Genomic DNA, 15,020 nt, shown 5'->3' on the forward strand with positions numbered 1-15,020 from the left:
GTGCAATGAATAAACAGTGCGCAATCAACGATATTTTGCTACACTAGAGTGGAAGTAGATGTCGAGGAGTGATTGAGCGTGGGGAATTTATTAGTGATTGATGAATTGACTGGTGGTTATACTCCGAAGAAGCCAGTGTTAGAGCGTGTTTCTTTTGCTGTACAAGCAAAAGAAATTGTTGCCTTAATTGGTTTAAATGGTGCTGGGAAGAGTACGACAATTAAACATGTGCTTGGGTTAATGGAACCGCAAGGCGGAAAAGTGACGATTGATGGACGTACGTTTTCTGAGGATAGCGATACATATCGTCGTTCATTCGCCTACATTCCAGAGACCCCATTATTGTATGATGAGTTGACGCTTTGGGAGCATTTACAATTAACAAGTGTTGCTTATGGAATTGAAGAAGATGTTTTTGTGAAACGAGCAGAGGCACTGCTTGCTGAATTCAACATGACAAGAATGAAAAATTGGTATCCTAGCCACTTTTCGAAAGGGATGCGTCAAAAAGTCATGATTATTAGCGCTTTTTTAACAGAGCCATCGTTGTACGTTGTTGATGAACCTATCGTTGGTCTGGATCCACTTGGGATACAGTCATTTTTAAATTGGATCACACGAATGAAAGAACAAGGTTCAGCTGTACTGATGTCGACACATATTTTGGCTACCGCTGAGCGCTATTGTGATCGGTTTGTCATTTTGCATCAAGGGAAAGTCGTGCTACAAGGGACGCTTGCTGACATGCGCGAGGCCATTGGACAACCAGGGGCGACATTAGATGATATTTATATTGAAATGACGAAGGAAGAGCGGTCATGAAGGATGCATTGACATTATGGCATGAGCGCAAGTCGAATTATTGGAAAGAGGCCCGTGGGTACTTACGTTTTATTTTAAATAGTGGTTTTGTTGTTTCACTATACTTCTTGTTTATTTTCTTGACGATTTATTACCAGCGTTTTGTGGAAACAATGCCGGAGCATTTCCCTGTTGCTTTGTTATTAACATTATTATTTACGTGGCGTCTGACGGCCGGAGGTGTGCGTACGTTTGTCAAACAAGCAGATATTGTTTTTTTACTCCCGTATGAAGCACGGATGCAGCCGTATTTTGCTCGCGCAGTTCGATATTCAATGCTGTGGCAGTTGGCCTATATCATTGTGCTTATGATGGCAGCAGGTCCGCTATTTACGGCACGAATTGGAGAAGGGGCTGTTTTTTGGCTCGCACTTGTCGTGTTACTCGCATTGAAGAGTTGGAACGTATTAGCCGTTTGGCAAGAACAACGCTTGCCGAGCAAAGGAGAACGTGTCTCGCACATTTGTTTGCGACTTTTATTAAATGGTGTGACTGTTTACTTATTATTTGTAAAAGCACCGTATTGGCTTGTACTTGGTTTGTTGGTGTTTATGGTGTTATTGTATGTACTGTATTGGCGCGGATTCTCGTTAAAGTATACGTTGAAATGGGCGCGGTTGATTGAGGTTGAAAGCAGCATGCTCATGTTCTTTTATCGCATTGCCAATGCATTCATTGATGTACCACAGCTGCAGCAGCAAGTGCGTGAACGGAAGTATGCCTCTTTCATGATCCCTTTCCTCGGTGGGAAAAAGCGAACGGTGTATTCATTTTTATACGCGCGAACGTTCTTGCGTGCAAATGATTACGTTGGGACGTACGTCCGCCTTTTGTTTGTGGGTGGAATTGTGCTGTATATCGTGCCTACTGGATGGCTGCAAGTAGCGATCGCATTGTTATTTATCCATATGACGATGATGCAGTTGTCGACACTGTCGTTTCATTATGTGACAAATATGTGGGTCGATTTATATCCAGTACGTGTTAATGAGTCAAAAACAGCGTTAACGATGGTCGTGTTGCGCTTGCTTGTCGTACAAGTCGTCTTGTTTAGTTTCGTGATCGTGTTGACACAAGCATTTTTACATGCAGGTGTGATGCTTGTTGCAGGTAGTTTGTTTGCCGTATATGGTAGTTACACACTCATTCACCGTAAGAAAGGGAAGTATCGTCGGGTGCGGTGAGAGATGGTTATAGATAGAAGAAAAAGCGCTAGAACAAATAGCCTGTTCTAACGCTTTTTTTATGGGAAATGTGAGTATCTTTTAGTGACTTAAATGACGTGTGTTAAATCCCAAATAAAGAGCCAAACGGATTAAACCGTGCAAGATAGCTCGACAAAATTGAGAAATGCCCGCTCACGAGAAGAATGCCTAGCACGATCATAAAATAACCGCTCACTCTTTGAATGACAGGCAAATAACGATGCAGGCGTTTCATTTTATGTAAAGATCGACTCCACATGAGCGCAACGGCTAAAAATGGAAGTGCCATGCCAAAAGAATAAACAAGCAGCAGGAAAGCACCTTGCCATGCGGTTTGACTGTTGCTTGCAAGTGCGAGAATGGAAGATAGCGCCAAGCCAATACAAGGTGTCCAACTTGCAGCGAATAAAAACCCAAGTAACAGTGATTGTGAAAAACTGCCTGCGCGCTTCGGTGTCACATGTATGCTTTTATTTGAAAGAAGCGCACGAATGGAAATCAATCCCGACGTTTGTAATCCAAATAAAATGATAATGATCCCACCTACTTGTGCGAGCAATGTCCGGTTGCCAAAAACGAGCTGTCCAATAAATGTTGAGGCAAAACCGAGTAACAAGAAGATGACCGTAAAGCCACAAATAAACCCGAGGCTACGAGACAAAATGATGGCTCTTGGTGCCATCACTGCACGCCCAACGACGTTTGTACCCGTAAGTTGCGATAAGTATGCTGGCATTAATGGAAAGACACAAGGTGAGAAAAAAGAGATGAGTCCTGCAAAAAAGGCAATACTAAGTGTGACATCCATGGCTGATCCTCCTGAGAAATATACATCATACTTGCATTTAGTGTAACATGTGTGTTGACAGAAACAAATAGTGCGCGACTGTGAACATTTTGTGATCAGCGTGTGTACATATGCAAATCCTACTGGAGACGGAGGATAAACCGTACTGTAGCAGTGGTGCTTTTTTTTGGTGAGATGATTATAATAAACAGGGAGGAGGCGTAAGCTTGTGCGCACAAAGTCATTTTTAGGGATGTTGTTTCTCATTATTGGGTTGATATCGTTTTTTATGCTTATCGGCGGGTCTACAGCGCGCCTTGTAGCCCCAGTGTTATTCTGTGGGTTGGGGTTTTATTTTTATCAAGGTGGTAGCAAGTTCTTGTCGTTATTGTTTATGCTCATTGGTGTGGCGATGTTTGTCGACCAATTATTTAGTATTAGCTTTTTTGGCTTGCTTTTTGCTTTCGTATGTTTATATTACGGATTACAATTAGTGAAACAAACAGAAACAGATCGCAGCAGTCATCGTTGGATGAGGTGGCGCAAGCGTGAGGTTGAAGAGGGAGATGTGACTGTTATACCATCAACCTCCGCTGGGGTTTTAAAACCAGCACAGCTTATAACGACAAGAGACATGCGGCGACATTTTATTAGTGATATTCGATATACAGGTGCAGCGTTTGATTTACATGATTTAACGATTTGGAACGGCATTGGTGATATTCGTATGGATTTGGCGAAAGCCATCATTCCAGCAGGAGAAACAGTGCTTGTATTGCAAGTCGGATTAGGTTCAATTACATTATACGTCCCAGATGATGTTGCTGTATCTGTTCAAGCCGGTAGTGTTGTTGGCGATGTGACAATTTTTCAAGAGCGTCAGTCTGGTTTTAATCAACAAGTAAGCATGCGTTCACAAGATTATGAGACAAGTACACGCCGCGTGAAGGTGGTGGCAGCAACATTGGTCGGGGATGTGAAGGTGAAAGAGCTATGAAAAAACATCTTGCCCGCTTTCACTGGCAATTCATTCGTTATTCTTTACTATTAAGTTTTACCGTTACACTCATTCTAGGCTTTTTTATGTCTTATAAACTTCCACAAGGGTTGGTTTCTTTTATTACAAAACAATTTGCAGGCATGCCGCTTATTTTTTGGAGTGTCCTCGTTGTTATTTCAAGTGGCGTGATTGGTGGACTGATGATAGCCATGCCGTTCAAACGCCGACTAGAATCGCTTGTTGAAGGTGTGATGTATTATGAGCGAGGTTCTTTCAGGCATCGGATTGAAGTGTCAGGTGAAGATGAAATGGCTGAGCTTGCAGCACGACTAAATATCATGGCGGGACAGATTGAAGCGAAAGTGTTGTCATTACAACGTTTATCTGTGGAAAATGCCGCAATTAAGCAAAACGTTAGGAAAGCAGCGGTGACGGAGGAGCGACAACGGCTTGCGCGGGAGCTACATGATGCTGTTAGCCAACAATTGTTTGCCATTTCAATGATGACCGCAGCGATGAAAGGGCAGTTTGCTGATCATAAGGCGTATGACCAATTGGCGCTTATCGAACAAATGGCAAGCGACGCACAGTCGGAGATGAGGGCGTTATTAATGCATTTACGTCCAGCCCATCTTGAAGGAAAGAGCCTTGTACAAGGTTTGAAAAAGTTGTTTGCAGAACTAGAAGGAAAACAAGATATTCAAATCATCGCGGTCATTGACGATGATTTGCGGTTGCCCCCAGCTTTTGAAGACCAGCTATTTCGTGTCATTCAAGAGGCATTTTCCAATATTTTGCGTCATGCGAAAGCAAATACAGTTGATTTCCAGTTAAAGCGTGCTGCCCGAGAATGGCGCCTGCGTATTACAGACGATGGGGTTGGATACGAGGCAGGGAAAATTTCTACAGGCACGTATGGTTTGCAAACGATGAAAGAACGAATCCATGAAATTGGTGGAACGGTACAAGTCGATTCTGTGCCATCTAAAGGGACACGCGTAGAAGCGAAAATCCCGATCGTATGGCAAGGAGATGATAATAAATGATTCGGGTAGTATTAGTGGATGACCATGAAATGGTTCGGTTAGGGTTAAGTGCATTTCTTTCTACACAGGAGGATTTAGATGTATGTGGACAGGCCTCTAATGGGAAAGAAGGTATTGAATTAGCTAAGGCGCACCGCCCTGACGTTGTGTTAATGGACTTAGTCATGGATGAAATGGACGGGATTGAAGCAACTGCAGCACTGACAAGAGAATTACCAGATACAAAGGTCATTGTCCTCACAAGCTATATCGAGGATGAGAAAGTATACCCGGTTATTGAAGCAGGAGCTTTTAGTTATTTGCTGAAAACATCTAGTGCCGTGACCATTGCAGATGCGATTCGACGCGCAGCAGCAGGAGAAGCATTTATTGAGGCACAAGTAACAAGTAAAATGATGGCAAAAATGCGTGAGAAAAAAAGTGCGCATTTACATGAAGAATTGACAGCGCGCGAGCTAGAGGTACTTAAGCTCATTGGAGACGGAAAAACAAACGCAGAAATTGCGGAGATATTATATATTGGTGTGAAGACAGTAAAAACACATGTCAGTCATATTTTGCAAAAGTTGGAACTTGAAGACCGAACTCAAATTGCAATTTATGCGCATCGGCACGGGCTCGTCCAGTAGGGGACAGAGAGATGATAAAAAAATTACTTATTATAACCGGTGGATTTCTATCGGTCGTTGTGCTTGCTTTTGCTATTTTTACTGCTTTTATATTAGTGGGCACATATCAAATTGATGAAGAAAAGCTAATCATGCATAATGCGAGTGTGCTCGTTGATGCTGATGGAGAGATCATTACAAACTTATTTATGGAAAATCGCGAAGTGGTCGCGGTTGAAGATATCCCTGAACATGTAGCGCATGCTTTTGTTGCGATTGAAGATGTGCGTTTCTATACTCACCATGGTATTGATATTCGTGCCATTGGACGAGCACTTTATCGAGACATTTTAGCTGGGGCAAAAGTTGAAGGAGGTAGTACAATTACGCAACAGCTTGCCAAAAATATGTTTTTATCGCACGAGAAAGCGTGGTTGAGAAAGACAAATGAAGTGTTAATCGCGATGAACTTAGAGCGTCGTTATAGTAAAGATGAGATTTTGGCAATGTATTTAAACCAAGTTTACTTTGGACACGGCGCATACGGGATTGAAGCGGCTGCACATTTGTATTTTAATAAGTCTGTAAATGATTTGACGGTGTCTGAGGGAGCTATGTTGGCAGCAGTGGTCAATGCGCCCGGAACATACTCTCCTTTCGAAAATATAGAAAATAGTAAGGAGCGACGCGATCTCGTATTAACCGTGATGGCAAAGGAAGGTTATATTACGACAGAGGAAGCAAATGCATATCAAGCAGAAGAAATTGTGACCGATCGTCAAGAACGACAAATAGATGAATCGCTTTATACGTATGTTGATATGGTGATGGATGAGGCACTAGAACGTTATGGTATTAGTCATGAAGAACTATTGACAGGTGGTTACCGTATCGAAGTACCTATAGACCAAATATTGCAACAGCAAACATACAAAGCACTACAAAATGAACGTTATTTTCCAGCAGAGAGCAACGATGCACAAGCGGCGATGATGTTTATGGATGTAGAAAGCGGTGGGATTCTTGCTGTGCAAGGGGGACGCGATTATGTACGGCGTGGGCTCAATCGGGTTTATACGAAGAGATCGCCTGCTTCAACGTTTAAACCACTCGCTGTTTATGCGCCTGCGCTTGAAACAGGTCGTTATACGCCTTATTCAATGTTGACAGATGAACTCTTTCAATACAATAATCAATGGATTCCTGAAAATTATACCCATACGTATACCGGAGAAATGACGATGTATGATGCAATTAAGGAGTCAGCAAATGCACCAGCTGTGTGGTTGTTAAATGAAATGGGTGTGGATGAATCACTCATGTACTTGAGGAAATTTGGGTTTCAGTTACCTGATCGGGACTTGCATATTGCTTTAGGCGGATTGGAGGAAGGGGTCTCACCGTATGAAATGACAGCTGCATATCGTGCATTGGCACATGAAGGCAAGCGTGTTCGTCCCTATGTAATTAAAGCCATTTATGATCAAAATGGACGTATTGTCGGAGATGCTGGACCTGTACAAACAGACGTCGTTTCTCCGCAAACCGCATGGTCAATGACACAAATGCTCACCGGTGTCGTGACAGATGGGACTGGTCAAAGTGATATTCAGACGAAAACTGCTGTCGCAGGAAAAACAGGGACACAACAACACCCCCTTGTAGAAGGTGCGAATAGTGATGTGTGGTTTGTTGGGTATACGCCGGAAGTGGTTGGCGCTGTTTGGATGGGATATGATTCGGCGACAGAAACAAGTTATTTTGCAGGTGGCAGCAATTATCCAACGATGTTGTTTCAAGAGATGGTGAACAAGTTGCCACATGAGCAAGTGACATTTAAGCAACCTGAAGGAACGATAGATTTAGTTGGTTCTAAAGCAATGCGTGCAATTGAAGGATTGACAGCAACGTATTCTCTTGGTGGTGAAGGGCTTGTCAGTGTCGCATTGTCATGGGAAGGAGAAGAGGACTCAGGCATCGAATGGCGTGTGTACACAATTGATGGAGAGCGTCGTGAGCTTGTTGCAGAGTCATTGACCGTTCCGCACTTTTCAGAAGGGCGATGGAATCCATTTTCAATCCCTCATTATCAAGTTGTGGCATATGATCCTATTGCGAATGTAGAAGGAGCCGCTTCAGAAGTGGTCGTCCCATCATTTTCATTTTAATCTCATTGAAGCATCTGACCTGCAAGAGAGTAGGTAGATGCTTTATTTTTTCTTGTACTTAATTTAGTATACATGCACATTATGACAATGGGCGCATAAGTTTGAGAGAGGGTAATGTAGTTAAATTGTCCTAGTGGAAAGGCCCATGAGTCCAGTTGCGATGTAAGAAAGTCTTATGTCGATATAGAAAAGGATAGATGTTAAACGATACCCTACCCTACATTTAAGAATTTAATGTAAAGGAGGAATGTATTTTGTCTCAACCGAATATGCCTAATTTTACGCCTGCGATTGATGTTACACGTGAAGATGTCGTCAACCTGTTATTAGCTTCTATCGCGATGGAAGAGATGGGTTTGGCGCATATTATTAATGCAGAGGGCGAAAAAATTCAATACATTTTAGGCACGTTACCAGGTATAACCGGTCCACCAGCAACAATGCAAGATGTCATTGCTGTAAATGAAAGCGTACAGTCAATATTAGATGCAGTCTTTAAAAAAGAGATTGTCTTAGATTCTAAGCTGAAGAGAACAACAGACATTCCGACATTAGTAGGTCCAACGGGTCCAATTGGTCCAACGGGGTCATCAACAGGCCCAACGGGACCAACGGGACCAACGGGTCCAACGGGACCAACGGGTCCAACCGGTCCACAAGGTCCAACCGGTCCACAAGGACTCATTGGTTTAACAGGCCCAACAGGTGCACAAGGTCCAACAGGCCCAACCGGTCCAACGGGTCTGCAAGGTGCCATTGGTCCAACCGGTCCAACCGGTCCAACGGGTGCAACAGGCCCAACCGGTCCAACGGGACCAACGGGTGTAACGGGACCGACGGGCCCAACGGGACCAACGGGTGTAACGGGACCAACGGGTGTAACGGGTCCAACGGGTGTAACGGGCCCAACGGGCCCAACGGGTGTAACGGGCCCAACGGGTGCAACGGGCCCAACGGGTGTAACGGGCCCAACGGGTGTAACGGGCCCAACGGGTGTAACAGGCCCAACAGGTCCAACGGGCCCAACAGGCCCAACGGGACCAACAGGCCCAACCGGCGCACCTGGTCCGACAGGTCCAACGGGTCCACAAGGTCCAACGGGACCATTTGGTTTAACTGGCTTTGGTGGGATTGATCAGTTTCTGTCAGCAGCGACAGATGTTGATCCTGTGACTGTCGCTCAAGGAGATACAATTCCGTTTGTTACTCCAGTACAAAATATTGGAACGGACATTACCATTACGGGCGCAGGTGACGACGAGATTAGTGTACCTGGAGGACGTTTATTTTTACTTCAAATTTATGTAAGTGGTGTACCGAGTGGTGCAACAGATTCATTACAGTTTGTTGTAACCTCTGCAGGTCAAGGACCCTTATTAGCATTACATTCATCTCAAGTAAATGCATACAATGCAGTTTCGGCACAAGTTTTAATTGATACAACGGTTACTGGAGCTGACACAATTACAATCGAAAACAACTCTGGTTCGGCAGTAGATGACTTGTTTGCCAATGTTCAAGTGATGCAAGTACAACCATAAAATAAGAAGACAATGATATTAGTGAGATGGTTATGGAGGAAGGAGGTAATGTCGTTTGTCTCAACCGAATATGCCTAATTTTACGCCTACGATTGATATTACGCGTGATGATGTCATCAATTTATTATTAGCTTCTGTGGCAATGGAAGAGATGGGTTTGGCGCACATCATTAACGCGGAAGGCGAGAAGATCCAGTATGCACTCGGCACGCTACCTGGTGTGACCGGTCCACCAGCAACGATTCAAGAGATACTGGCTATGAATGAGAGCGCGCAAGATATGCTTGACACGATATTTAAAAAAGAAATTATTCTTGAGTCAAAGTTAAAAACCGCTGTCAATATGCCAGCATTTGTTCGTGGTGATGTCGGTCCAACCGGTCCAGTCGGTCCTCCTGGTGGACCCATTGGACCAACCGGTTCAGCTGGGTCTACGGGTCCGGTCGGTGCAGAAGGAGAAACGGGTATTGTTGGTGAAACAGGTCCTACAGGGTCTATCGGTGCAATTGGACTGACAGGTCCCATCGGATTAATTGGTCCAATCGGTGCAACGGGGATTACTGGTCCAACTGGCACTGTCCTTGGTGCTACTGGTGTAGCTGGTGCAACTGGGGTAAGAGGATTAACGGGCCCAACGGGTGGCACAGGTGCACAAGGTCCCACAGGTATTCTTGGTCTCATAGGCGTAACCGGTCTACTCGGTCCGACGGGGATAGTCGGTATCACAGGTGTGACTGGTTTGACGGGTGCCACAGGTGTCACGGGTATAACCGGCCCAACGGGCCCAACGGGCCCAACAGGTCCGACGGGGCCAACAGGTATAACCGGTCCGACGGGCCCAACAGGCATAACGGGTCCAACGGGTCCAACGGGTGCCTTCGGTCCAAGTGGAACAACTGGTCCACCAGGATCAACCGGTGTTACAGGAGATGTCTTATTTACGAACTTTGCAGGAAGAAGCTCTCTTCTTGGGGCAGCAGGTGTGACTGTAGGAGCAGGTGATCCAATCCCATATGCCATTAGTCATGGCACTGTAGGAGCAAATATTGGTTACAACATTCCTACGGATGAAGTGACATTAGCACCTGGCAATCAATATTTATTCCAAGTAGAAGTGACGGCAGGGACGACAGCAGCACAGTTGCAATTTGATGTTGTAGTAAATGGTGCGACAGGCGCACCACTGACATCATTACGTTCTATAGGCAACGGATATGCAAATGTCTCAGGTCAAGCATTGATTGAAGCAGTTGCGCCAGGCACTGTTTCAGTTGTAAATGGTAGTACCGGAGCTGCAACCGGGCTCCACTCTTATGTGCAAGTCCGACAAGTAAGCGAGTAAGACCACATTGATGGGTATGATTGTGCCTTTGGAAATAAGGACTCCTTATTTCCAAAGGCGTTTTTTCGGGTAAAAACAAGCTTTGCCATGTATCGCAAAGCTTGTTCAACCTAGTAATCACTTCCTTTAAAATTTTACGGCACATGTTTTCACATTTGTAAAAAATTGCAGCGCTGCTTGCCCTTGTTCTCTCGTATGGGAACTAGACTGTTTCATGCCACCGAAAGGCGCTTGATATTCGACACCCGCCGTTTCAAGGTTGACCCGAACCATCCCAATATTAGCATCGTCAAGAAAACGATGAGCCTCATCAAGTGTCGTTGTAAAAATCGATCCGCTCAACCCGTAGTCTGAAGCATTGACAAAGGAGATCACTTCGTCGTAACTGGAAAAGGTTTTTACAACGACAACCGGTCCGAATATTTCTTCTGTCATGAGCGGATGATCATTGTCAACACCGGTTACAATGAGGGGGCGAATATAGTACCCATCTTCTTGGATCGTGTCGTCATTCTCATATAAAACTGTCGCTTCCGTTTGTGCCATGTTGATGTAATCGGTGACATGGTCAAATTGTACTTTCGAGGCAACGGGTCCTAAGTAGCATGAAGGATCGTCAGCTGGCCGCAATTTAACAGCGGTCATTTCTGCTTTTAGAGCAGTGAGGAAAGCATCTTGTACATCTTCATGCACATAAACTCGGCTTGTTGCGGTACATTTTTGCCCAGCTGAGCGAAATGCGCCACTTGCAATAGCGGCGGCTGCCAATTTTAAGTCAGCGCTCGGCATGACGACGGCGGCATTTTTCCCGCCCATTTCCGTTTGATATTTTATATTACGAGCGGCACAGGTGCTAGCAATAGTTGTGCCTGTCGCTGTGGAGCCAGTGAAAGAAAGACATTGAATGTTGGCTTTTTCCACGAGGAAGCGTCCGACTTCTTGCCCTTTTCCAAGCACCATATTGATCACGCCGTCTGGTAAGCCAGCTTCTTTAAAAATCTCGCAAAGACGGAAAGCGCTCAGTGAGGCTTGTTCAGCAGGTTTCCACACGATGGTATTGCCACAAATGAGGGCGGGGGCAATTTTCCAAATTGGGATCGCCACTGGAAAATTCCACGGCGTAATGACACCCACAACACCGAGGGGAACATGTTTTTTATATTGGAGCACTTGTTGCTGACTTGAAGGGATGACATCGCCATGCGCGCGCACACCTTCGCCAGCATAGTAGCGCAAAAGTTGGATCCCGCGACCGACTTCGCCAGTCATTTCCTTTATCGGTTTGCCCATTTCGCGCGAGGCGAGTTGAGCTAATTCATCTTTATGCTTTTCAAGCTTGTTTGCCATTTGATAGAGGACGGCACCGCGCGCTTCGCCAGTCATCGCTTTCCACTGCTTGAGCGCCGTATGGGCAGCAGCTTCTGCTTCTTCCACTTGTGCCATGTTGGCGTAATGAAGATGCCCAACAAGTTCAGAGAGACGCGACGGATTATACATATACTTGTCAACGTGACCAGTGGTTGTGGCCATTCCGTTAATCCAGCTTGATGCATGGATGGTGGCAATCGTTTGTTTCATTGTGTAATCTCCTCCTTAAGAATTTTGCACATAGCGTGCGACTTGCGCTTGCGCCTCTTTAATGGCGTTGTATGTCTCATTATCAAGCGGCAAGCGCGGTGGGCGCGTCGGCCCAACTGGCTGCCCAGCGAGGGACATCATATATTTAATTGACTGAACAAGTTGCGGGTCGGCATCGTAATGAAAAAGTGGCAGGAGCTGTTGGTATAACGGGAGAATGCCGACGATGTTTCCTGCGCGGGCTTGTGTAAAAAGTTCAATTCCCTCTCGTGGGAGAGCGTTTGGCACACCAGAAATCCATCCGGTTGCGCCAGCGATCGCGCCTTCCATCGCCAAATCATCGACACCGATCATCACTTCCAAATCGGTTTGCGTCAAAATATCGTGGACGCGACGAATGTCACCACTAAACTCTTTCACACCGATGACATGTTGTAGTTTGCTTAATTGCGTCAGCAAAGCGGGTGTCAGGTCAGCTGCATAGTCGCGTGGGTTATTATAAGCAATAATTGGGATGCCGACGTCATTTAATGCCGTATAATGAGCGATAATCTCGGTTTCACGTGGATTGTAGTTAATAGGGGGCAACGCCATGATGCCATTTGCACCATGATCACGGGCATGTGTTGCCCAATAGACTGCTTCGCTTGTGGAAGGAGCGCCGGTGCCAACGACAACTGGCACTTTGCCTTTACTTACTGCGATAACCGTCTCGACAACGGTTGCGCGTTCTTCTTTTGATAATGTGGCATATTCACCGAGCGATCCTGCTGGCACAAGACCGTCTACTCCTTCTGCAATCAGCCACTCACACAGTTCTTTCAGTCTCGGAATATCAACGCTGTAATCTTCTTTCATCGGGGTGACAAGTGCGACATATACACCTGGAAATGATGGCATGTGAATCACGCTCCTTATACGTTTTGTTATGTTTGTTCGCATGCAAGTTTGTACAGTTGTTGCCGTCCATCTTTTACGTTTGGATGAAACTGAAGCAGTGCTTGGCCGCGGGTTGTTTGTACTTGTGCCATTGCCTGCTGTAATGCTGTACAGACGTATTTTTTAAAGGAATGGCGGGCAACGGATAATCCAGCAACATGTCCTTGTGCTTTTGCAACCTTGGCGCTTTCAATCCCAGTAATATTACCAGCAACATATAAGTCTGGCACGGGTGTCGTCATGTCTTCTGCATGTTCAGGTACTGCGCCGCCGAGTGAGGCGATTTCGCGTAGCGGACACGCTGTCAGTCCGATCAATTCAGTTAAAGGGGTGAGCCCGCCGGCAATCGCGACAAAATCAACTTGTTGTCCTGTTTCGCTCCCGGGGATGATTTCTCCTTCTTCCGTAAGTGAAGCGGTCGAAACGGCTGTTACTGTTGAATCGCCAATGATGTCGGTGACGGCTTTTTTCAAATGAATTGGCACACCCCAAACTTGGAACCCGTTTTTCGGATAATAGCGTAAAGATTGCTTCTGAATAAACGTTGACTTGCGCGCGAGTGCACCGCCAATTTTAAAAAAAGGCGAAGGTGCTAAATGGGCAAGCCGGAGCATTTGTTTGAAAACATCGCTTGGCTGAGCGTCATTTTTTGTGAATAAGTTTGCTGGTGGCAAATAAAAACCAACAATGTCGACCCCGCAAAGAATGAGCTCACGCGCAATCGCAAAAGAAAGGGCGTTGATGCCGATAATAACGCCTTTATGTCCCGGTTTAACATGATGGACATTTGTCATCACTTGTGCAGCGCCAATCGACATGACGCCGGGTAATGTCCAACCAGGGATAGGGAAGCTTTTTTCAATCGCGCCTGTTGCCAGCAGGAGTGCTTTACTAGAAGATGTGCCTTTTGTCGTGTGCACACACCACGACAATGATTGTTTTTCGAGATGATAGACGCTTGTTTGTAAGCGGATTTCTACGCCTAGTGAGATTGCTTCTTTATGCAATGCGTGCGCTTCTTCGATACCGTTCCACCAAACATTTTTCTTTTCTTCGTGCAGTTGGCCCAGTAATCGCCCACCCGGTTTCATGAACTCATCGACAATGAGGACACGCAACCCGTTTTTGGCAGCGGCAATGCTAGCAGCGAGTCCGGCAGGTCCTGCGCCGATGATGATCAAGTCCATTCGTCACTGCTCCTTTCTTGAAAAGGTGTAGGTAGTACCGTACCAGAATAGACGGTCATTCCTGCTTGGACAGGAGTGAGACAGGCCCGCTCGCTTTCTTTTCCGTCTACGGTGACCCGGCATTCAAAACAGTGACCGATGTTGCAATAAATGCCGCGTGTCGCACCTGTTTCTTCATGTCTTCTTAAAATCCGCACGCCACAAGCGAGTAAGGCGCTTGCAATGGTGTCTCCTTCAACCGCTTCGTAGGTTGTATCATCAAACTGGAACGAAAACGTATGTGGTGTTGCGGGGATGTTAAGAATCGGATGGTGTTTTATCCGTAAAGGGTGGTTCATCGTGATCACCTCCAAATCGCGAGAACGGAATGGGACGCACCGGTGGACGATAAGTTAAGGTGAGCGCGTCTTTTTGTTGCTGCCAGCAGCAGTCACCAACAATCGCATCAATGAAAGGACGACACATTCTGCCACCGCATTGACCCATCCCGGCACGTGTGCGCAACTTGATCTCTCGGGTAGAACAATTGTATGTGCGCATCGTTGAGAGGAGCGTCTGTAAGTGAACGCTTTCACAACGACAAACAATGATGTCCGCTTGTTTCGGCATAGGCATGCACCTCCTAATGAGATAGATTGCAATAATGGTGCCAACGAAATAGTGGAGAGTGGGTTGTGAGAACGGACAGCATCTGTCTAAAAGTCTAGACAACGAGATAGGGGTTTCTCATTTTTTAGATCGGAAAAGAAAAATGATGT

The 15,020-nt window shown here is 45.7% G+C and carries 14 protein-coding genes; 8 read left to right on the forward strand and 6 right to left on the reverse strand.

The features are described 5' to 3' along the window. Positions 1-78 precede the first annotated feature (78 nt). Positions 79-822 (forward strand): ABC transporter ATP-binding protein, encoded by a 744-nt coding sequence (locus NSQ26_RS02045; protein ID WP_090775715.1) that lies wholly within the window; start codon positions 79-81, stop codon positions 820-822. Further along, positions 819-2,045: an ABC transporter permease gene (locus NSQ26_RS02050; protein ID WP_499718972.1), complete on the forward strand. Its 1,227-nt coding sequence runs from the start codon at positions 819-821 to the stop codon at positions 2,043-2,045. Before NSQ26_RS02045 ends, NSQ26_RS02050 begins: the two co-directional genes overlap by 4 nt. Positions 2,046-2,148: 103 nt before the next feature. Here NSQ26_RS02050 and NSQ26_RS02055 read toward each other — a convergent pair whose 3' ends face one another. Continuing rightward, a complete protein-coding gene (locus tag NSQ26_RS02055; protein WP_090775713.1) occupies positions 2,149-2,874 on the reverse strand; it encodes a cytochrome c biogenesis CcdA family protein in 726 nt (241 codons plus the stop codon). Positions 2,875-3,082: 208 nt separating this feature from the next. Between NSQ26_RS02055 and liaF the strand changes: the two genes are divergently transcribed. From liaF to NSQ26_RS02085, 6 genes are all read left to right on the forward strand, one after another. Beyond that, complete coding sequence (gene liaF / locus NSQ26_RS02060) at positions 3,083-3,850, forward strand: cell wall-active antibiotics response protein LiaF (RefSeq protein ID WP_090775712.1); 768 nt, start codon at positions 3,083-3,085, stop codon at positions 3,848-3,850. Next, the gene (locus NSQ26_RS02065) at positions 3,847-4,899 is read left to right on the forward strand and encodes a sensor histidine kinase (protein ID WP_499718973.1); all 1,053 of its coding nucleotides are present in this window, start codon (positions 3,847-3,849) and stop codon (positions 4,897-4,899) included. Before liaF ends, NSQ26_RS02065 begins: the two co-directional genes overlap by 4 nt. Continuing rightward, positions 4,896-5,528, forward strand: a complete 633-nt coding sequence (locus tag NSQ26_RS02070) for a response regulator transcription factor (RefSeq protein ID WP_090775710.1) — start codon at positions 4,896-4,898, stop codon at positions 5,526-5,528. Before NSQ26_RS02065 ends, NSQ26_RS02070 begins: the two co-directional genes overlap by 4 nt. Positions 5,529-5,539: 11 nt before the next feature. Then, positions 5,540-7,675 (forward strand): transglycosylase domain-containing protein, encoded by a 2,136-nt coding sequence (locus NSQ26_RS02075; RefSeq protein WP_499718974.1) that lies wholly within the window; start codon positions 5,540-5,542, stop codon positions 7,673-7,675. Positions 7,676-7,929: 254 nt separating this feature from the next. Beyond that, positions 7,930-9,216 (forward strand): alpha-helical endospore appendage domain-containing protein, encoded by a 1,287-nt coding sequence (locus NSQ26_RS02080; RefSeq protein ID WP_090775708.1) that lies wholly within the window; start codon positions 7,930-7,932, stop codon positions 9,214-9,216. A gap of 55 nt (positions 9,217-9,271) precedes the next feature. Further along, on the forward strand, positions 9,272-10,558 hold the full coding sequence (locus NSQ26_RS02085) for an alpha-helical endospore appendage domain-containing protein (RefSeq protein WP_499718975.1): 1,287 nt from the start codon (positions 9,272-9,274) through the stop codon (positions 10,556-10,558). Between the two features lie 126 nt (positions 10,559-10,684). Here the strand turns inward: NSQ26_RS02085 and NSQ26_RS02090 are convergent, their stop codons facing one another. From NSQ26_RS02090 to NSQ26_RS02110, 5 genes are read right to left on the reverse strand one after another with little or no spacing between them, the layout of a single operon-like run. Further along, positions 10,685-12,115 carry an aldehyde dehydrogenase family protein gene (locus NSQ26_RS02090; RefSeq protein ID WP_499719961.1) on the reverse strand — a complete coding sequence of 477 codons (1,431 nt, stop codon included), beginning with the start codon at positions 12,113-12,115 and terminating at the stop codon, positions 10,685-10,687. A gap of 36 nt (positions 12,116-12,151) precedes the next feature. Next, positions 12,152-13,036, reverse strand: coding sequence for a dihydrodipicolinate synthase family protein (locus NSQ26_RS02095; protein WP_499718976.1), 885 nt, complete (start codon positions 13,034-13,036; stop codon positions 12,152-12,154). A 26-nt stretch (positions 13,037-13,062) separates the two neighbouring features. Beyond that, entirely contained in the window at positions 13,063-14,262 is a 1,200-nt protein-coding gene (locus tag NSQ26_RS02100; RefSeq protein WP_499718977.1) for an NAD(P)/FAD-dependent oxidoreductase, read from the reverse strand. Next, positions 14,253-14,600 carry a (2Fe-2S)-binding protein gene (locus tag NSQ26_RS02105; RefSeq protein ID WP_499718978.1) on the reverse strand — a complete coding sequence of 116 codons (348 nt, stop codon included), beginning with the start codon at positions 14,598-14,600 and terminating at the stop codon, positions 14,253-14,255. The genes NSQ26_RS02100 and NSQ26_RS02105 overlap by 10 nt, the downstream gene beginning before the upstream one ends. After that, positions 14,560-14,871, reverse strand: coding sequence for a (2Fe-2S)-binding protein (locus NSQ26_RS02110; protein ID WP_499718979.1), 312 nt, complete (start codon positions 14,869-14,871; stop codon positions 14,560-14,562). Before NSQ26_RS02110 ends, NSQ26_RS02105 begins: the two co-directional genes overlap by 41 nt. Positions 14,872-15,020 lie beyond the last annotated feature (149 nt).

The sequence above is a fragment of the Bacillus sp. FSL W7-1360 genome, assembly GCF_038592975.1.
Classification (GTDB): domain Bacteria; phylum Bacillota; class Bacilli; order Bacillales; family Bacillaceae_D; genus Shouchella; species Shouchella lonarensis.